The organism is Agrobacterium sp. YIC 4121 (genome assembly GCF_002008205.1).
GTDB lineage: Bacteria > Pseudomonadota > Alphaproteobacteria > Rhizobiales > Rhizobiaceae > Agrobacterium > Agrobacterium leguminum.
The window spans coordinates 1-19,160 of record NZ_MRDI01000019.1; the positions used below are offsets into that span (position 1 = coordinate 1).

Genomic DNA, 19,160 nt, shown 5'->3' on the forward strand with positions numbered 1-19,160 from the left:
CGACGTCTTGCCATGGTCAACGTGACCGATCGTGCCAATGTTGACGTGCGGCTTATTGCGCTCAAACTTGCTCTTTGCCATTAGTGGCTCTCCATTCTTGTCCCTTGACGGGAATAATCTTCAAAATTCGGTGGGGCGTACCCCGATCACTTCTGACCGGAGTACTTAGCCTGGATTTCCTGCGCCACGTTCGACGGAACCGGCGAATAGTGGTCGAACGTCATCGAGTACTGTGCACGGCCCTGCGACATGGAGCGCAGGTTGTCGACGTACTTGAACATGTTCGCGAGCGGAACATGCGCGTTGATGACGACGGCGATACCACGGCTTTCCTGGCCCTGGATCTGACCACGACGGGAGTTCAGGTCGCCGATAACGTCACCGACATAGTCTTCCGGCGTTACGACTTCGACCTTCATCATCGGCTCGAGAAGCTGTGCACCAGCCTTCTTCGCTGCTTCACGGAAGCAGGCACGCGATGCGATTTCGAAGGCGAGAACCGACGAGTCGACATCGTGGAATGCACCGTCGACCAGCGTCGCCTTGACGCCGAGCATGGGGAAGCCAGCCAGCGGACCGGAAGACAGAACGCTTTCGATACCCTTCTGAACGCCCGGGATGTATTCCTTCGGAACTGCACCGCCGACGATCTTCGACTCGAACTTGAAGTCTTCGCCTTCGGGGTTCGGTTCGAAGATGATCTTCACGCGAGCGAACTGACCGGTACCACCGGACTGCTTCTTGTGCGTGTAGTCTTCTTCGTGCTGACGCGTGATGGTTTCGCGGTAGGCAACCTGCGGAGCGCCAACGGTTGCTTCAACCTTGAATTCGCGACGCATACGGTCAACGAGAATGTCGAGGTGAAGTTCGCCCATGCCCGCGATGATCGTCTGACCGGATTCTTCATCCGTCTTGACGCGGAACGAAGGATCTTCAGCAGCCAGACGGTTGAGCGCGAGGCCCATCTTTTCCTGGTCGCCCTTGGTCTTCGGCTCGATCGCGATCTGGATGACCGGCTCGGGGAATTCCATGCGCTCGAGGATAACCGGCTTCAGCGGATCGCAGAGCGTATCGCCAGTGGTGGTTTCCTTGAGGCCGGCCAGAGCAACGATGTCGCCGGCAAAGGCTTCTTCGATGTCTTCACGGCTGTTGGAGTGCATCTGCAGCATACGGCCGACGCGCTCGCGCTTGTCCTTGACCGTGTTGATGACGGACGTACCCTTTTCGAGCTTGCCCGAGTAGATGCGTGCGAAGGTCAGCGAACCGACGAAGGGGTCGTTCATGATCTTGAACGCGAGCATGGAAAGCGGCTCGCTGTCGTCGGCATGACGCTCGATTTCGGCTTCGGTCTTGAAGTCGATACCCTTGATCGCCGGAATGTCCAGCGGAGAAGGCAGGTAGTCGACAACGGCGTCGAGAAGCGGCTGAACGCCCTTGTTCTTGAACGCGGTACCGCAGAACATCGGGTGGAACTTCACGTCGATGGTGCCGCGGCGAACGAGCGCACGGATCTTGTCGTTGTCGGGCATGATGCCGTTCAGGTAGTCTTCCATCGCTTCTTCGTCGATCTCGACAACGGTCTCGATCAGCTTTTCGCGATATTCGTCAGCCTTGGCCTTCATGTCTTCCGGGATTTCGACGACGTCCCACTGAGCGCCGAGCGATTCGTCGCGCCAGATGAGTGCGTTCATCTCGATCAGGTCGATAACGCCCTTGAACTCGGCCTCAGCGCCGATCGGCAGCTGCATGACAACGGCAATGGCGCCGAGACGGGTCTTGATCATTTCTACCGAGCGGTAGAAGTCAGCACCGGTCTTGTCCATCTTGTTGCAGAAGATCATGCGCGGAACATGATACTTCTCAGCCTGGCGCCAGACGGTTTCCGTCTGCGGCTCAACACCGGCGTTGGCGTCGAGCAGCGCGATGGCGCCGTCGAGAACGCGCAGCGAACGCTCGACTTCAATGGTGAAGTCAACGTGGCCGGGGGTGTCGATGATGTTGAAGCGGCGCATCTTGCCGTCGCGACCCTTCCAGAAGGTCGTGGTGGCAGCGGAGGTGATGGTGATACCACGCTCCTGCTCCTGTTCCATCCAGTCCATCGTGGCAGCGCCATCGTGAACTTCGCCGATCTTGTGCGACTTACCGGTGTAATAAAGGATACGCTCGGTGGTCGTCGTCTTGCCGGCGTCGATATGCGCCATGATACCGAAATTGCGGTAGTCTTCGATTTTATATTCGCGAGCCATAATGGACTGCCTTTCGATATGCGACCGGTTAAGATTACCAGCGGTAATGCGAGAATGCGCGGTTGGCGTCGGCCATCTTGTGCGTGTCTTCGCGCTTCTTGACAGCGGAACCGCGGTTGTTCGCAGCGTCCATGAGTTCGCCGGAAAGGCGATCGACCATGGTCGTTTCGTTGCGCTTGCGGGCAGCCGTGATCAGCCAGCGGATAGCAAGGGCCTGACGGCGCTCGGGGCGAACGTCGACGGGAACCTGATACGTGGCACCACCAACGCGGCGCGAACGCACTTCAACGTGCGGAGCAACGTTGTCGAGGGCGGAGTGGAACACGCCGAGCGGCTCCTGCTTCGTCTTGCCCTGAACGACGTCGAACGCGCCGTAAACGATGCTTTCTGCGACCGACTTCTTGCCGTGAAGCATGATGGCGTTCATGAACTTGGTGACGACCAGATCGCCGAACTTCGGGTCCGGGTTGATCTCACGCTTTTCTGCACTATGGCGACGGGACATATTCTTTGTCTCTCAATGTTATTGACGCTAAACCACGCGGAGAACCTCGCGCAGCGCCGGAATTTGTTTAAACCCGAATTACTTCGGACGCTTCGCACCGTACTTGGAGCGGCGCTGCTTGCGGTTCTTGACGCCCTGGGTATCGAGAACACCGCGGATGATGTGGTAACGCACGCCCGGCAAGTCCTTTACGCGGCCGCCGCGGATCATGACCACGGAGTGTTCCTGAAGGTTGTGACCTTCGCCCGGAATGTAGCCGATGACTTCGAAGCCGTTGGTGAGGCGGATCTTGGCAACCTTACGCAGAGCCGAGTTCGGCTTCTTCGGGGTCGTCGTGTAAACGCGGGTGCAAACACCACGCTTCTGCGGGTTTTCCTGAAGAGCAGGAACCTTGTTGCGCTTTACCTGTGCCTGGCGAGGCTTGCGGATCAGCTGGTTTACGGTAGGCATATAACCATCCCTTGCAAAAACTACTTTAGCCACCCTCACGGGTGGCGGCTATGCCGTTGCCGGCGACGATGCACGCATATATCCTCATGCGCAAAACGTGGCCCGATCCGTTTTCACGGATGGACCACCAAGAGCAGAGGACACCGGATGAGGCGTCTTGCGTGCAACATTCGTGTCTTCTACGTGCAATGGAGACCCGTTTGAGATGATGTTCGGGAAAAAGGTTACCGAACGGCCAGCACCCACAGAGGCTCCGATGGCGGGCGTACTACTGTTTTAGCCAGCTTTCGTCAAGGGTGAATCCACATTTTGCGCCGCCACCCATGGCCGCAAAGCCCACGTCCGGGCCATTTCCAACCCGCTTTAACATAAGTCGGCGCAGAAGGCAGCGATTTTGACCTCCACGCTTTGGCTTTTCATAAAATCCGTCTATTGATTCCCAATGGCGGGCCGGAGCGGCTCCGCCACGGGCGGGACCGATTCCCTCGGCCCGCGTCACAGCAACGACAGATCAAGGAACCGCGTCATGAGCACCCTCCCCGACAACGACAACGGACGCGACGAGCCGATGGTCTTCATCGTCATCGGCAAGGCCTATGAGACCGACAATTCCGAGGGCATCGACATCCACGTCATCCTGCGGGCGCCGGACGACGACACCGCCGTGCGCGAAACGCTGAACGCGCTTTCCGAGGAAGGTTTCATCGAAGCCGATCTCGACCAGATTGGCATGCTGACCGACATCCCGGACGAAGAGCCGCACGCCTCCGCCTATCAGGGCGCACTCGAAGGCGAAGTCGCCATCATCCGCTTCGCCTGAGGTTCAAGCCATGGCGGTCAGACGTGTCGTCGCCAATATAGCAACGCCGGAACCCGCGCGGGCTCAGGCGTTCTACGGTGACATTCTCGGCATGCCCGCCGCCATGGATCATGGCTGGATCGTCACCCATGCCAGCCCGCTCGAAGCGCGGGCTCAGGTGAGTTTTGCGCGCGAAGGTGGCTCCGGCACGGATGTGCCCGACCTCTCCATCGAGGTCGATGATTTCGACGAGGTCCACGCCCGAATCCTGACCGCCAAGCTACCGATCGAATACGGCCCCGTAGTCGAGGCGTGGGGTGTACGACGCCTGTTCGTGCGCGACCCTTTCGGCAAACTCATCAATATATTAAGTCACTCATAGATTATATACTTTAAATACAGTAGTATTAATTCTTTATACATTGAATATCCAGCCGACATCAGCTTAAAATAGTTCCGACGCAAATTTTCGGTGGCGGGTTGGATACTATATCGTCGGCAGACATTATCGATGACATTTATGAAGCGGCGCTTTTTCCCGACCGCTGGATGCAGGTTCTGGTAGCTATCTGCCGTCATCTCAATTTCTGGGGCGGCGCGATTACCTGGGGCAAGGGAGAAGACCAGGTGTGGCTTCACACGCCGAGCTTCCACGAGTTGATGAAGGACTTCGCGGCGGGCGGCTGGAACCACCGCAATGATCGCCTCAGCCGCATCGCCCGGGAAGGCCAATTCTCCTTCGCGCAGGATTTGGACGTCTTCAATCATGAGGAATGGGCCGAGCTGCCGATCGTTCGTGACTTTCTTATGCCCCGCGGTTTGGGATACGGCGCGGCGACACAGGTCGCTCCACCAGGCCATCCGGAGATGACAGTGCTGTTTGAACGCAGACTCGACGCCGGCACTATCACGCCTGAGACCATGGCGACACTCGGCGGACTGAGGCCGCATATCGCCCGCAGCCTCACCCTCGCAACACAGCTGCAGCGTCAGAAGGCTGATGCGATGACACTTGGTCTCAACGCCATTGGCGCGCCGGCCGCAGTGCTGCAGACGAGCGGCCACATCCTTTCGGCCAACGATCTGTTCCTGTCATTACAGAAATGCTTCTCCGCCCGCACGCGCGACAGGATCACCATTGCCGATGAGAGAGTGAACCGGCTGCTTTACAAGGCACTCTCTGGGCAAGACGCCGGTTCCTTCCCTCTTCCCGCCAGCGAAGACGGCGCCTGCATTCTCCACCTCATACCGCTGCGCAAGAGCGCACTTGATTTCTCACCCAACGGCAACGCCATCGCGCTCGTATCGCAGCCGACGGGCATAATTGCCGATGCAAACACATTGCTCAAGGGTCTCTACGATCTGACCAGGGGCGAAGCGCGGGTAGCGCTGGAAATCATGAAGGGGCTTTCGCTTCCGGCGGTGGCGAAGCAGCTGAAAGTTTCGCACGAAACCGTGCGCAGCAACGCCAAGTCTATCTACGCGAAGACCGGCAGCACCGGCAAGGCCGACCTCGTTCGCCGGCTTTCCGTTCTCACTCGCTATAACATCCGCGGACAGGCCTAACCCATTTGCGCGGATGGATTTCCGGGTTGACCGGCAAAGGGCAAGAAGCTTCCAAATTCCGCTCAAACAAAAAACGCCCGGATTGCTCCGGGCGTTTTGTTCTGAACTTTGGCGGGGCTTCGCAAAGCCCCTGCCCTTCGCGCCTTATTCGGCGGCCGGAGCCTGGTCCGTCATGTCCTGCAGCATCTGGTTCGCAGAACCTGCACCGGTGCCCTTGCGGCGTTCTTCGAGAATGAGGTCGTCGCGCGAGGTGGCGATGCGGCGGATCTGCGTCATGGTGCCGCCGGTACCGGCCGGGATGAGACGGCCGACGATGACGTTTTCCTTGAGGCCCTGCAGCGTGTCCGTCTTGCCGGCAATCGCAGCTTCCGTGAGAACCTTGGTGGTTTCCTGGAAGGATGCGGCCGAGATGAAGGACGGCGTCTGCAGCGAAGCCTTGGTGATGCCGAGCAGAACCGGCTCGCCATAGGCAGGCTTCTTGCCTTCTTCGATCAGGCGGTCGTTGTTGTCGTCAAGCTCGATGCGATCGACGTTGTCACCAACGATGTACTGGCTATCGCCGGCATCGGTGATTTCAACCTTCTGCAGCATCTGGCGAACGATCACCTCGATGTGCTTGTCGTTGATCACAACGCCCTGCAGACGGTAGACTTCCTGGATTTCGTTCACGAGGTAGGAAGCCAGAGCCTCCACGCCCTTGATCGCCAGAATGTCGTGCGGTGCCGGGTTACCGTCGAGGATGTATTCACCCTTTTCGATATAGTCGCCTTCCTGAAGGTGGAAGGGCTTGCCCTTCGGGATCAGGTATTCGACCGGCTCGACGCCGTCTTCCGCAGGCTCGATCATCACGCGACGCTTGTTCTTGTAGTCGCGGCCCAGCCGGATCGTACCATCGATCTCTGCGATGATGGCGTGGTCCTTCGGACGACGGGCTTCGAACAGTTCGGCAACGCGCGGCAGACCGCCGGTGATGTCCTTCGTCTTGGCGCTTTCGAGCGGCGAACGTGCAAGCACGTCACCCTGGGAGACCTTCGCACCCGGCTCGACCGACAGGATGGCGTCGACCGAGAGCTGGAAGCGGGCTTCGCCACCACGGGCAAGCTTCGCAACCGCACCGGAAGCGTCCTTGATGACGATCGCAGGCTTGAGGTCCGAACCGCGCGGCGTCGAACGCCAGTCGATAACCTGACGCTTGGTGATGCCGGTGGATTCGTCGGTGGCTTCCAGAACGGAGAGGCCGTCGACGAGGTCCTCGAAGTGGACGGTACCTTCCACTTCCGTCATCATCGGACGGGTGTAGGGGTCCCACTCTGCAAGACGCTGACCGCGCTTAACCTTGTCGCCATCGTCAACGAAGATTTTCGAACCATAGGCAACGCGCTGCGAAGACCGCTCCTGGCCACGCTCATCGAGAATGGTGACAGCCATGTTACGGCCCATCGCGATGAGTGCGCCTTCGGAGTTGCGCAGGATGTTGCGGTTCTTGATCGCAATCGTGCCCTCGTAAGAGGCTTCGAGGAACGACTGGTCGACCACGTTCGCCGTACCGCCAAGGTGGAAGGTACGCATGGTAAGCTGCGTGCCCGGTTCACCGATGGACTGTGCGGCGATGACGCCGACGGCTTCGCCCATGTTGACAGGCGTACCGCGTGCAAGGTCACGACCGTAGCACACGCCGCAGACGCCGATCTGCACTTCGCAGGTCAGAGCCGAACGGATGCGGACGGACTGGATACCGGCCTTCTCGATTGCAGCCACGTCGGCTTCGTCGATCAGCGTGCCGGCCTTGACGATGTTTTCGCCGGAAACCGGATGATCGATGTCGTCCAGAGCCGTACGGCCGAGGATACGTGCGCCGAGCGAGGCAACGACCTGACCGGCATCGACGATGGCGGTCATGGTGAGGCCCTTGTCGGTGCCGCAATCCTTGGAGTTGACGATGCAATCCTGCGCGACGTCGACGAGACGACGGGTAAGGTAACCCGAGTTCGCCGTCTTCAGGGCGGTGTCTGCGAGACCCTTACGGGCACCGTGGGTCGAGTTGAAGTACTCGTTAACGGTCAGGCCTTCCTTGAAGTTCGAGATGATCGGCGTCTCGATGATTTCACCCGACGGCTTCGCCATCAGCCCGCGCATGCCGCCCAGCTGACGCATCTGGTTCGGAGAACCACGAGCACCCGAATGCGACATCATGTAGATGGAGTTCATCGGCTTCTGGCGGCCCGTCTCCGGATCGAACTCGACAGCCTTGATGCGTGCCATCATCTCTTCGGCGACCTTTTCGGTAGCCTTGCCCCAGGCGTCGACAACCTTGTTGTACTTTTCGCCCTGGGTGATGAGACCATCATTATACTGCTGTTCGTATTCCTTCACGAGAGCTTCGGTGTCGCCGACGATCTTCACCTTGCTGTCCGGAATGACCATGTCGTCCTTGCCGAACGAAATGCCGGCGCGGCAGGCATGGGCAAAGCCGAGCTGCATGATGCGGTCGCAGAAGATGACCGTGTCTTTCTGGCCGCAATGACGGTAGACCGTGTCGATCATCTTGGAGATGTTCTTCTTGGTCATTTCCTGGTTGCAGACGTCGAAAGGCACGTTGACGTTCTTCGGCAGAAGTTCGCCAATCAGCATACGACCGGGGGTCGTCTCATGAATCTTCGAAACCGGCTTGCCATCGGCATCCACGGTCTTGAAGCGGCCGCGGATCTTGGCATGCAGCGTCACGACCTTGTTTTCAAGCGCGTGATGCAGCTCACCGATGTCGGAGAAGGCCATGCCTTCGCCCGGCTCGTTCTGGTTCATGATCGACAGGTAATACAGGCCGAGAACCATGTCCTGCGAAGGAACGATGATCGGGTGGCCGTTTGCCGGATGCAGGATGTTGTTGGTCGACATCATCAGCACGCGCGCTTCCAGCTGGGCTTCCAGCGAAAGCGGAACGTGAACAGCCATCTGGTCACCGTCGAAGTCGGCGTTGAAGGCCGTGCAGACGAGCGGGTGCAGCTGGATAGCCTTGCCTTCGACCAGCATGGGTTCGAAAGCCTGGATACCCAGACGGTGCAGCGTCGGTGCGCGGTTCAGGAGAACCGGATGCTCGCGGATGACCTCGTCGAGGATATCCCAGACTTCCGGCTTTTCCTTTTCAACCAGCTTCTTGGCCTGCTTGACGGTCGAGGAGTAACCCTTGGCGTCGAGGCGGGCATAGATGAACGGCTTGAACAGTTCGAGCGCCATCTTCTTCGGCAGACCGCACTGGTGCAGCTTCAGTTCCGGACCGGTCACGATGACCGAACGACCGGAATAGTCGACGCGCTTGCCGAGAAGGTTCTGGCGGAAGCGGCCCTGCTTGCCCTTGAGCATGTCGGAAAGCGACTTCAGCGGGCGCTTGTTCGCACCCGTGATGACACGGCCGCGACGGCCGTTGTCGAACAGCGCATCGACGGATTCCTGCAACATACGCTTTTCGTTGCGGATGATGATACCCGGCGCACGAAGCTCGATCAGGCGCTTCAGACGGTTGTTACGGTTGATGACGCGGCGATAGAGATCGTTGAGGTCAGACGTCGCGAAACGGCCGCCATCCAGCGGAACCAGCGGGCGCAGGTCCGGCGGAATGACCGGAACGACCTTCATGATCATCCATTCCGGACGGTTGCCGCTTTCCATGAAGTTCTCGACGATCTTCAGGCGCTTCATCAGCTTCTTCTGCTTCAGATCAGAAGTCGTTTCAGCAAGCTCGACGCGCAGGTCGCCGGCGATCTTTTCGAGGTTCATCGAAGCCAGCATCTCATAGATGGCTTCAGCGCCGATCATGGCGGTGAACTGGTCTTCGCCGAACTCGTCGACGGCGATCATGTACTCTTCTTCGGACAGAAGCTGGTTCTGCTTCAGCGAAGTGAGGCCCGGTTCGGTGACGATGTAGTTCTCGAAATAGAGAACGCGCTCGACATCCTTCAGCGTCATGTCGAGCAGGGTCGAGATACGCGAGGGAAGCGACTTCAGGAACCAGATATGGGCAACCGGCGCTGCGAGCTCGATATGGCCCATGCGCTCACGGCGAACGCGCGACAGCGTGACTTCGACGCCGCACTTTTCGCAGATGATGCCCTTGTACTTCATGCGCTTGTACTTGCCGCACAGGCACTCATAGTCCTTGATCGGTCCGAAGATGCGCGCGCAGAAGAGACCGTCGCGTTCCGGCTTGAACGTACGGTAGTTGATGGTTTCCGGCTTCTTGATCTCGCCGTAGGACCACGACAGGATTTTTTCCGGCGAAGCGATCGAAATCCGGATGGAATCGAAATGCTGCGCAGGCACCTGAGGATTGAAAAGATTCATGACCTCTTGGTTCATGCCTTGTCTCCTTGAGAGGCTAGCTGCTGCCCCTGTTTGCATCTGGACCGGCTTCTTCCCGGGTCACCGTCCAGAGCTTTAAATACGGATTAACCGCATAATGCGGCGAAAGTGTCCCGAACCGGCCAATACCGCCCGGGAAACCGGCAGGCGCCCTTGAAGGCGCCCGCCTCTATCGTCTTATTCCGCCGCGTCGGGCAGCTGGTCTTCGGGCTGGTTCTCGACCTTCGAGTTTTCCAGTTCGACCGAAAGACCGAGCGACCGCATTTCCTTGACGAGAACGTTGAAGCTCTCCGGAATACCGGCTTCGAAGGTGTCGTCGCCACGGACGATCGCTTCGTAAACCTTGGTGCGGCCCGCCACGTCGTCCGACTTGACGGTGAGCATTTCCTGCAGCGTGTAAGCCGCGCCGTATGCTTCCAGAGCCCAGACTTCCATTTCCCCGAAGCGCTGTCCGCCGAACTGCGCCTTGCCGCCCAGCGGCTGCTGGGTAACGAGCGAGTAAGGACCGATCGAGCGAGCGTGGATCTTGTCGTCGACAAGGTGGTTCAGCTTGATCATGTACATGTAGCCGACGGTGACCTTGCGGTCGAACGGCTCACCGGTACGACCGTCGTAAAGGACGGACTGACCGGATTCATGCAGACCTGCCTTCTTCAGCATCGCGGCAACGTCAGGCTCATGCGCACCGTCGAAAACCGGGGTCGCGATGGAAACACCGCGCTTGGCTTCTTCGGCAAGCTTGACGAGCGAGTCGTCATCGAAACGCTGAACCTCGTCATTGGCTTCAGACGCGTAGATTTCCGTCAGCTCGCTGCGAAGCTCGCTGATGTCCATCGTCTTGCGATACTCTTCGAGCATCTCGCCGATCTTCTTGCCCATGCCTGCGCATGCCCATGCGAGGTGGGTTTCGAGGATCTGGCCGACGTTCATGCGCGAAGGCACGCCGAGCGGGTTCAAGCAGATGTCGACATGCGTGCCGTCTTCGAGGAACGGCATGTCCTCGACCGGAACGATACGCGAGACGACGCCCTTGTTACCGTGACGGCCGGCCATCTTGTCGCCCGGCTGGATCTTGCGCTTAACGGCAACGAAGACCTTGACCATCTTCATGACGCCCGGAGGCATTTCATCGCCGCGCTGGACCTTTTCGACCTTGTCCATGAAGCGCTGTTCAAGGCGCGACTTGGATTCGTCGTACTGGCCACGAAGCGCTTCCAGCTCGGACTGAGCCTTTTCGTCTTCGACTGCGAACATCCACCACTGCGAGCGGGGATATTCGGAAACGACGGCGTTGGAAAGCTCGACGCCCTTCTTGAAGCCCTTCGGACCGGCGATGGAAACGTGGCCACGCAGCATGTCGATCAGACGGCCGTAGACGTTACGGTCGAGGATCGCCTGCTCGTCGTCGCGGTCCTTCGCCAGACGCTCGATCTCTTCGCGCTCGATAGCCATCGCGCGCTCGTCCTTCTCCACACCGTGACGGTTGAAGACGCGAACTTCCACGACCGTACCGAACGTGCCCGGAGGCATGCGCATGGAGGTGTCGCGAACGTCGGAAGCCTTTTCACCGAAGATGGCGCGCAGAAGCTTTTCTTCCGGCGTCATCGGGCTTTCGCCCTTCGGCGTGATCTTGCCGACGAGGATGTCGCCCGGCTGAACTTCCGCACCGATGTAAACGATACCGGCTTCGTCGAGGTTCTTCAGCGCTTCTTCCGAAACGTTCGGAATGTCGCGCGTGATTTCTTCCGGACCAAGCTTCGTGTCGCGCGCCATCACTTCGAATTCTTCGATGTGAATGGAGGTGAACACGTCGTCGGAAACGATACGCTCCGACATCAGGATCGAGTCTTCGTAGTTGTAGCCGTTCCAGGGCATGAACGCGACGAGCGCGTTGCGGCCAAGAGCCAGATCGCCGAGGTCGGTCGACGGACCGTCCGCGATGATATCGCCCTTGGAGATGTTGTCGCCGACGGAAACCAGCGGGCGCTGATTGACGCAGGTGTTCTGGTTCGAACGCTGGAACTTCTGCAGACGGTAGATATCAACACCGGACTTGCCGGCATCGAGGTCTTCCGTGGCGCGGATAACGATACGGGTCGCATCCACCTGATCGACCACACCGCCACGACGGGCTGCGATGGCAGCGCCGGAGTCACGGGCGACGATCGGCTCCATGCCGGTACCGACGAACGGTGCCTCGGCGCGCAGAAGCGGAACGGCCTGACGCTGCATGTTCGAGCCCATGAGAGCGCGGTTGGCGTCGTCGTTTTCCAGGAACGGAATGAGAGCCGCTGCGACCGAAACGAGCTGCTTCGGCGAAACGTCCATCAGGTTGATGTTGTCACGCGGTGCGAGCATGACTTCGCCCGAGTGACGGCAGACGACGAACTCTTCCGAGAACGAACCGTCTTCATTGAGCGGCGCGTTGGCCTGCGCGACGTAATACTTGGCCTCTTCCATGGCGGAGAGGTAGATCACGTCGTTGGTCACCTTGCCGTCGACGATCTTGCGGTACGGGCTTTCGATGAAGCCGTACTTGTTGACGCGGGCGAAGGTTGCAAGCGAGTTGATCAGACCAATGTTCGGGCCTTCCGGCGTCTCGATCGGGCAAATACGGCCGTAATGGGTCGGGTGAACGTCGCGGACTTCGAAGCCGGCGCGCTCGCGGGTCAGACCACCCGGCCCAAGAGCCGAAAGACGGCGCTTGTGGGTGATTTCCGAAAGCGGGTTCACCTGGTCCATGAACTGCGACAGCTGCGAGGAACCGAAGAATTCGCGAACGGCGGCGGCTGCCGGCTTCGCGTTGATCAGGTCCTGCGGCATCACGGTGTCGATTTCGATCGAGGACATACGTTCCTTGATCGCACGTTCCATGCGCAGAAGGCCCAGACGATACTGGTTTTCCATCAGCTCGCCGACAGAACGGACACGGCGGTTGCCGAGGTTGTCGATGTCGTCGATTTCGCCCTTGCCGTCGCGCAGTTCGACCAGCATCTTGACGACGGCGAGGATGTCTTCCTTGCGCAGCGTGCGCACGGTGTCTTCCGCATCGAGGTCGAGGCGCATGTTCATCTTGACGCGGCCAACGGCCGACAGATCGTAACGCTCTGCGTCGAAGAACAGCGAGTTGAACATCGCTTCCGCCGATTCCATGGTCGGCGGCTCACCCGGACGCATGACGCGGTAGATGTCGAACAGGGCTTCCTGACGGTTCTCGTTCTTGTCGGCAGACAGCGTGTTGCGGATATAGGCGCCAACATTGACGTGGTCGATGTTGAGGACCGGAATCTCGTCGAAGCCGGACTGCAGGATGAGGCCGAGGGTCTTCTCGTCGATTTCATCGCCGGCTTCGAGATAGATTTCACCCGTCTCGTAGTTGACGATGTCTTCGGCCAGATAGTTGCCGTAGAGGTCTTCATCGGTCGCCTTCAGCGCCTTCAGGCCCTTCTCCGTCAGCTGACGGATCAGGCGCGGGGTCAGCTTCTTGCCACCTTCGACCACGACTTCACCGGTATCGGCGTCGATCATGTCGGTGATGACCTTGGCGTTCTTCAGCGTCTCGGGCTGGAACGGAATGCGCCAGCCGTCGCCGTCGCGCTCATAGGAAGCCTTGGTATAGAAGGTCGACAGAATGTCTTCGCCATCCATGCCAAGCGCCATCAGCAGCGAGGTCACGGGGATCTTGCGGCGACGGTCGATACGCGCATAGACGATGTCCTTGGCGTCGAACTCGATGTCGAGCCAGGAACCGCGATACGGGATGACGCGGGCAGCGAAGAGCAGCTTGCCGGAAGAATGGCTCTTGCCCTTGTCGTGATCGAAGAACACGCCCGGCGAACGGTGCATCTGCGAAACGATGACGCGCTCGGTGCCGTTGACGATGAACGTACCGTTATTGGTCATGAGCGGCATGTCGCCCATGTAGACGGACTGTTCCTTGATGTCCTTGATGGACTTCGCGCCGGTATCTTCATCGATATCGAACACGATGAGGCGCAGCGTCACTTTCAGCGGCGCAGCATAGGTCAGATCGCGCTGACGGCATTCCTCGACGTCGAACTTCGGCGCTTCGAATTCGTAGGACACGAATTCAAGCATGGAGGCGCCGGAAAAATCGGTGATCGGGAATACGGACTTGAATACCGCATTCAATCCCTCGTCGGGACGGCCACCCTTGGGCTCGTCAACCATGAGAAACTGGTCGTACGAAGCCTTCTGAACCTCGATGAGGTTCGGCATTTCCGCTACTTCTGGAATTTTACCGAAAAACTTGCGTACGCGCCTGCGACCGTTAAACGAAAGGGTCTGAGCCATCGTCGCTCCTTTAAAATTGCATCCGGGCCTGCAACGGACGGGAACCGATGGCCAGTCGATCCCGTCAAGCAATGGGTATCATCAATCTCGTTCCACATCCCGGATCGATCAGGCCGGATTGCCTAGATGAGCCGGTTCGGAACCATTCTCTTGAAGAACCCATTACCCAAAAGCCATTTTCACGCGGCTTTTGGGTAATGAGTTTTAAAAACGATGACGACGGAAAGGGGCATGAAGCCCCTTCCCGCCAGCAATCGCAAGATTACTTAACGTCAACCTTGGCGCCTGCGTCCTCAAGCTTCTTCTTGAGATCAGCAGCTTCAGCCTTGGAAACGGCTTCCTTGACCGGCTTCGGAGCGCCTTCAACGAGGTCCTTGGCTTCCTTGAGGCCGAGGCCGGTGATGCCGCGAACTTCCTTGATGACGTTGATCTTGTTGGCGCCAGCGTCAACCAGGATAACGTCGAACTCGGTCTTTTCTTCTTCCGGAGCAGCAGCAGCAGCAGCGCCGCCAGCAGCAGCAACGGCTACCGGAGCAGCAGCGGAAACGCCCCACTTTTCTTCGAGAAGCTTGGACAGTTCTGCAGCTTCCAGAACGGTCAGCGAGGAGAGGTCTTCTACGATCTTTGCGAGATCAGCCATTTTGATAGTTCCTTTTGTTCAGTTCGAACCAGTTTGAATATTTACAGCGAAAAACCGCCTTAAGCGGCTTCGTCCTTCTTGGCGTAAGCCGAGAACACCCGTGCCAGCTGGCTTGCAGGTGCGGCGACAACCGTAGCGACGCGAGTTGCCGGGGCATTGAGAAGGCCCAGCAGCTTTGCGCGCAGCTCGTCCAGCGAAGGCAGGGTCGCAAGCGACTTGACTGCTTCGGCGTTGAGCGTGGTTGCACCCATGGCGCCACCGAGAACAACGACCTTGTCGTTGGTCTTGGCGAAATCCATGACGACTTTCGGAGCGATCATCGGGTCGACGCTGTATGCAATCAGCGTCTGGCCCTTGAAGAGATCTGTCATCCCTTCCGACTCCGTGCCCTGAAGAGCGATCTTGGCCAGGCGGTTCTTCGCGACCTTGACGGTGCCTCCGGCAGCGCGCATCTTCGAACGGAAGTCGTTCATCTGCGCAACGGTGACACCAGCATAGTGGGCCACGACAACCGAACCGGAAGCCTTGAAGACTTCGTTCAGCTCCGTGACGAATTCGCGTTTTTCCGCTCTTTCCACTGTCTGTCTCCAGTAGACGGGAACACAACATGTGAACCCGTCGGGTTTGCCTTTGCCCCAAGGGACCTTTTTACAAAGATCCCGAGCGACGCTCGAGGATCCTGTCCCCCGCTCTGTCGCCGCAAACGGCTTCAGGCACAGGCACACCAGGTTCGAACCGGACAGTCAGGCATCGTTTCGATGCCTCAAATCCAGCCTCACCCGTCTCATGCAGGTTGAATGATTAAGGCCAGGTCCCGAAAGACATGGCCACCCGCAATCTCGGACAGGAGTTCCGGGTTTCCCCGGAAATCTCCGGCTCCTGGGAGCCGGAAATTCTTTTATTCACACTTCCCTCGGGAAGCGCGAGAATTGATTAAGCCGTAACCGACGAAGGGTCGATCTTGACGCCCGGACCCATGGTCGAGGAAATCGCGACGCGCTTGACGTAGTTGCCCTTGGCACCGGTCGGCTTTGCCTTGATGACGGCATCGGCGAAAGCCTTGATGTTTTCTTCAAGAGCCTTGGCGTCGAACGAAGCCTTGCCAACGCCAGCGTGTACGATACCGGCCTTTTCGACGCGGAACTCGACAGCGCCGCCCTTGGACGCCTTGACGGCGCCGGCAACATCCATCGTCACCGTACCGACCTTCGGGTTCGGCATCATGCCACGCGGGCCGAGTACCTTGCCGAGACGGCCGACGAGCGGCATCATGTCCGGGGTCGCGATGCAACGATCGAAGTCGATCTTGCCGCCCTGAACGATTTCAACCAGTTCTTCTGCACCAACAACGTCAGCGCCAGCAGCCGTAGCTTCATCAGCCTTGGCGCCACGGGCGAAGACGGCGACGCGAACGTCACGGCCGGTGCCGTTCGGCAGGTTGACAACGCCACGAACCATCTGGTCCGCATGGCGCGGGTCAACGCCGAGGTTCATCGAAACTTCAACGGTTTCGTCGAACTTGGCAACTGCACGTTCCTTGACCATCGAAATGGCGTCGGTGAGGACGTAGAGCTTGTTCGGATCCACGCCTTCGCGGATCTTCTGAATGCGCTTTGCTACCTTGGCCATGATCAACCTACCACTTCCAGGCCCATGGCGCGGGCGGAGCCCTCAACCATTGCCATTGCGCCTTCGATGTCGGCTGCGTTCAGATCCTTCATCTTGGCTTCAGCGATCGTCTTGACCTGAGCCTTGGTGATGGAGCCGACCTTGGCGCCCTTGCCAGGCGTCTTGGAACCGGAGGTGATCTTCGCTTCCTTCTTCAGCCAGTAGGTCATCGGCGGCTGCTTCATGACGAAGGTGAAGGACTTGTCCTGGTAATAGGTGATGACGACCGGAATCGGCATACCCTTTTCCATTTCCTGCGTGGCGGCATTGAACGCCTTGCAGAATTCCATGATGTTAATGCCACGCTGACCAAGTGCCGGACCGATCGGCGGGGACGGATTGGCCGCCCCGGCCTTTACCTGCAACTTGAGCTGGCCTGCAACTTTCTTAGCCATATCTCTCTGCCTTTCAATTCAAACCGGTTACCCGGCTTCTCTTAAGCCGGATTGCTCCGGCGGCTGCGGTTGCGTGGTGCGGCGCCCTGCCCCGGCTTAAAGAGCCAGTTAGCCTTCCACGCGCTTGGGGCATCGCCCCGCCAATCAGACCTTCTCGACCTGATTGTATTCCAGCTCGACCGGCGTAGCGCGGCCGAAAATCGACACTTCCACCTTCAGGCGCGAACGCTCTTCGTCGACATCCTGAACCACGCCGTTGAACGACGCGAACGGACCGTCGGAAACGCGAACCTGCTCGCCGATCTCGAACGAAACCGAAGACTTCGGACGCTCGACACCTTCCTGAACCTGACCGAGGATACGCTCGGCTTCATAATCGGGAATCGGAACAGGCTTGCTGTCCGAACCGAGGAAACCGGTAACCTTCGGCGTGTTCTTGATGAGGTGATAGGCCTCATCCGTCAGATTGGCGCGCACCAGCACGTAACCTGGAAAAAACTTGCGCTCGCTGTCGACCTTGCGGCCACGACGCACCTCGACCACCTTTTCGGTCGGCACGAGGATTTTCTCGAAAAGATGATCCAGACCCTTCTGACGGGCCTTTTCCTCGATCGACTCGGCGACCTTCTTTTCAAAATTCGAATATGCGTGAACGATATACCAGCGCGCTGCCATTTTTATTCTCCGTTCGATCCTTCCACCGGGCCTTTGACCGCGCCGTTACCGGCCTACGTTCAGCACCAGGCTGAGCAGCCAGCCGATGAGCTGATCCGCAGCAAAGAAGAACAGAGCCGCAAAAATGACCATCACCAGCACCATAGCCGTCGAAATCATGGTCTCGCGGCGCGACGGCCAAGTGATTTTTGACGCTTCGGCGCGAACCTGCTGCAGAAACGTAAACGGATTGGTTTTGGATGCCATTGACTGCCCACGCAATTACGGCGCGTAAAGCCGATACTGATCAGCCCCACGCACCGCGTGTCTGTTTTGACCCTACATAAACACCGATTCCCTTTTTAACAAGAGGAAATCGACATTCCGCGAAATTCGCCGGAAATCCGGCACCCATCTGCCATGCAGCGAGGACCCGCGCTTGCGAATGGAAAGTGGCAGGGGCAGAGGGGCTCGAACCCCCGACCTGCGGTTTTGGAGACCGCCGCTCTACCAACTGAGCTATACCCCTTGATCACCTGAACCGGCCGCGAAATCGCTTGGCCAATTCGGTATGCGCTCCTTTAAGGTGCAGGGAAAAGAATGGCAAGTGTGTTTTTTGTTTTTTCACATTGTCTGGCAAAATACCCCAGCATGCCCCTGCCAAGGGTACATCGTTCAATTCGCTAATCTTCCCCGCATTTCACAGGAACGCCCATGAGCATCTATCTCGTCCGTCACGGCCAGACCGAATTCAACGCCGTTCGCCGCTGGCAGGGTCAGGTCGATTCGCCTTTGACGGAACTGGGGCGTCAACAGGCGATGCGCATGGGCCGCAGGCTCGCCGCGCTGATCGAAACCGATGAAGTCCATATTTTCTCCAGCCCGCTCGGCAGGGCGAGGCAGACCTGCGAGATCGTCGCGGGCGAAATCGGCATGATCGACGGCATCACCCTCGATCCCGGCCTGATGGAGATCGGCATGGGCGTATGGGACGGCATGACGGATTACGAGATCGATTATGAATATCCCGGCATGCGCGATGGGCTGGATCGATACGAATGGTTTTTCCACGCGCCGGGCGGTGAGACGTTCGAAAGAATGACAAGCCGGGTGGCCCGCAGCCTGGAGACCATTCAGCAGAGACAGGCGCGCGATGCGATCGTCATCTGCCATGGCATCACCAGCCGCCTGTTGCGCGGCGTCTATGCGAACCTTCCAAAGGAGGAAGCATTGCGCCTTGATGTGCCGCAGGACGCATTCTTCCATCTCAAGGATGGCGACATCGTCCGCATCGACTGCTGAGCCTTTTAGGGCAATAAAAAACCCCGCCGTTTCCAGCGGGGTTTTCTTCAATCCCTCGCGGGTTTGAAATTACTCGACGATCGAAGCCACGATGCCAGCGCCGACGGTACGGCCGCCTTCGCGGATAGCGAAGCGCAGCTTTTCTTCCATCGCGATCGGAACGATCAGCTCGACGTCAACGGTCACGTTGTCGCCAGGCATAACCATTTCCGTGCCTTCCGGAAGCGTAACGATGCCCGTTACGTCCGTCGTGCGGAAGTAGAAC

At 58.6% G+C, this 19,160-nt stretch carries 15 protein-coding genes, 1 tRNA gene and 2 pseudogenes; 4 read left to right on the top strand and 14 right to left on the bottom strand.

The genetic code is table 11. The annotated features are described in order from the left end of the window. From BTE54_RS25120 to rpsL, 4 genes and pseudogenes are all read right to left on the bottom strand, one after another. A pseudogene (locus BTE54_RS25120) lies at window positions 1-81 on the bottom strand (elongation factor Tu); the annotation flags it as partial. A gap of 65 nt (window positions 82-146) precedes the next feature. Then, entirely contained in the window at window positions 147-2,246 is a 2,100-nt protein-coding gene (fusA, locus tag BTE54_RS17360; RefSeq protein WP_065655891.1) for an elongation factor G, read from the bottom strand. A 34-nt stretch (window positions 2,247-2,280) separates the two neighbouring features. Then, window positions 2,281-2,751 (bottom strand): 30S ribosomal protein S7, encoded by a 471-nt coding sequence (gene rpsG / locus BTE54_RS17365; RefSeq protein ID WP_003507761.1) that lies wholly within the window; start codon window positions 2,749-2,751, stop codon window positions 2,281-2,283. 78 nt (window positions 2,752-2,829) lie between these two features. Continuing rightward, a complete protein-coding gene (gene rpsL, locus BTE54_RS17370; RefSeq protein WP_003507760.1) occupies window positions 2,830-3,201 on the bottom strand; it encodes a 30S ribosomal protein S12 in 372 nt (123 codons plus the stop codon). Window positions 3,202-3,727: 526 nt separating this feature from the next. Between rpsL and BTE54_RS17375 the strand changes: the two genes are divergently transcribed. The 3 genes from BTE54_RS17375 (at window position 3,728) to BTE54_RS17385 (ending at window position 5,566) form a co-directional block, all read left to right on the top strand. Beyond that, window positions 3,728-4,021 carry a transcriptional regulator gene (locus BTE54_RS17375; protein WP_065655890.1) on the top strand — a complete coding sequence of 98 codons (294 nt, stop codon included), beginning with the start codon at window positions 3,728-3,730 and terminating at the stop codon, window positions 4,019-4,021. Window positions 4,022-4,031: 10 nt separating this feature from the next. Further along, on the top strand, window positions 4,032-4,382 hold the full coding sequence (locus BTE54_RS17380; protein ID WP_065655889.1) for a VOC family protein: 351 nt from the start codon (window positions 4,032-4,034) through the stop codon (window positions 4,380-4,382). Window positions 4,383-4,480: 98 nt separating this feature from the next. After that, complete coding sequence (locus BTE54_RS17385) at window positions 4,481-5,566, top strand: helix-turn-helix transcriptional regulator (protein WP_078053328.1); 1,086 nt, start codon at window positions 4,481-4,483, stop codon at window positions 5,564-5,566. A 144-nt stretch (window positions 5,567-5,710) separates the two neighbouring features. Here BTE54_RS17385 and rpoC read toward each other — a convergent pair whose 3' ends face one another. The 9 genes from rpoC to BTE54_RS17430 form a co-directional block, all read right to left on the bottom strand. Then, the gene (rpoC, locus tag BTE54_RS17390) at window positions 5,711-9,919 is read right to left on the bottom strand and encodes a DNA-directed RNA polymerase subunit beta' (protein WP_065655887.1); all 4,209 of its coding nucleotides are present in this window, start codon (window positions 9,917-9,919) and stop codon (window positions 5,711-5,713) included. 180 nt (window positions 9,920-10,099) lie between these two features. Further along, entirely contained in the window at window positions 10,100-14,236 is a 4,137-nt protein-coding gene (gene rpoB, locus BTE54_RS17395; protein ID WP_078053329.1) for a DNA-directed RNA polymerase subunit beta, read from the bottom strand. Between the two features lie 262 nt (window positions 14,237-14,498). Continuing rightward, window positions 14,499-14,876: a 50S ribosomal protein L7/L12 gene (gene rplL, locus BTE54_RS17400; RefSeq protein ID WP_004442635.1), complete on the bottom strand. Its 378-nt coding sequence runs from the start codon at window positions 14,874-14,876 to the stop codon at window positions 14,499-14,501. 59 nt (window positions 14,877-14,935) lie between these two features. Beyond that, window positions 14,936-15,454 (bottom strand): 50S ribosomal protein L10, encoded by a 519-nt coding sequence (gene rplJ, locus BTE54_RS17405; RefSeq protein WP_003523725.1) that lies wholly within the window; start codon window positions 15,452-15,454, stop codon window positions 14,936-14,938. 355 nt (window positions 15,455-15,809) lie between these two features. Beyond that, window positions 15,810-16,505 (bottom strand): 50S ribosomal protein L1, encoded by a 696-nt coding sequence (gene rplA, locus BTE54_RS17410; protein ID WP_003523724.1) that lies wholly within the window; start codon window positions 16,503-16,505, stop codon window positions 15,810-15,812. Window positions 16,506-16,507: 2 nt separating this feature from the next. Continuing rightward, a complete protein-coding gene (gene rplK / locus BTE54_RS17415) occupies window positions 16,508-16,939 on the bottom strand; it encodes a 50S ribosomal protein L11 (RefSeq protein WP_003523723.1) in 432 nt (143 codons plus the stop codon). A gap of 144 nt (window positions 16,940-17,083) precedes the next feature. Further along, window positions 17,084-17,614, bottom strand: a complete 531-nt coding sequence (gene nusG, locus BTE54_RS17420) for a transcription termination/antitermination protein NusG (RefSeq protein WP_003523721.1) — start codon at window positions 17,612-17,614, stop codon at window positions 17,084-17,086. A 45-nt stretch (window positions 17,615-17,659) separates the two neighbouring features. Further along, the gene (secE, locus tag BTE54_RS17425) at window positions 17,660-17,860 is read right to left on the bottom strand and encodes a preprotein translocase subunit SecE (RefSeq protein WP_003523719.1); all 201 of its coding nucleotides are present in this window, start codon (window positions 17,858-17,860) and stop codon (window positions 17,660-17,662) included. Window positions 17,861-18,046: 186 nt separating this feature from the next. Next, window positions 18,047-18,122, bottom strand: a tRNA-Trp gene (locus tag BTE54_RS17430). Between the two features lie 185 nt (window positions 18,123-18,307). On the opposite strand from BTE54_RS17430, the gene BTE54_RS17435 reads away from it, so the two are divergent. Next, the gene (locus BTE54_RS17435; RefSeq protein ID WP_020812237.1) at window positions 18,308-18,895 is read left to right on the top strand and encodes a histidine phosphatase family protein; all 588 of its coding nucleotides are present in this window, start codon (window positions 18,308-18,310) and stop codon (window positions 18,893-18,895) included. A gap of 69 nt (window positions 18,896-18,964) precedes the next feature. On the opposite strand, the pseudogene tuf reads toward BTE54_RS17435, so the two are convergent. Beyond that, window positions 18,965-19,160, bottom strand: a pseudogene (gene tuf, locus BTE54_RS17440) (elongation factor Tu); the annotation flags it as partial.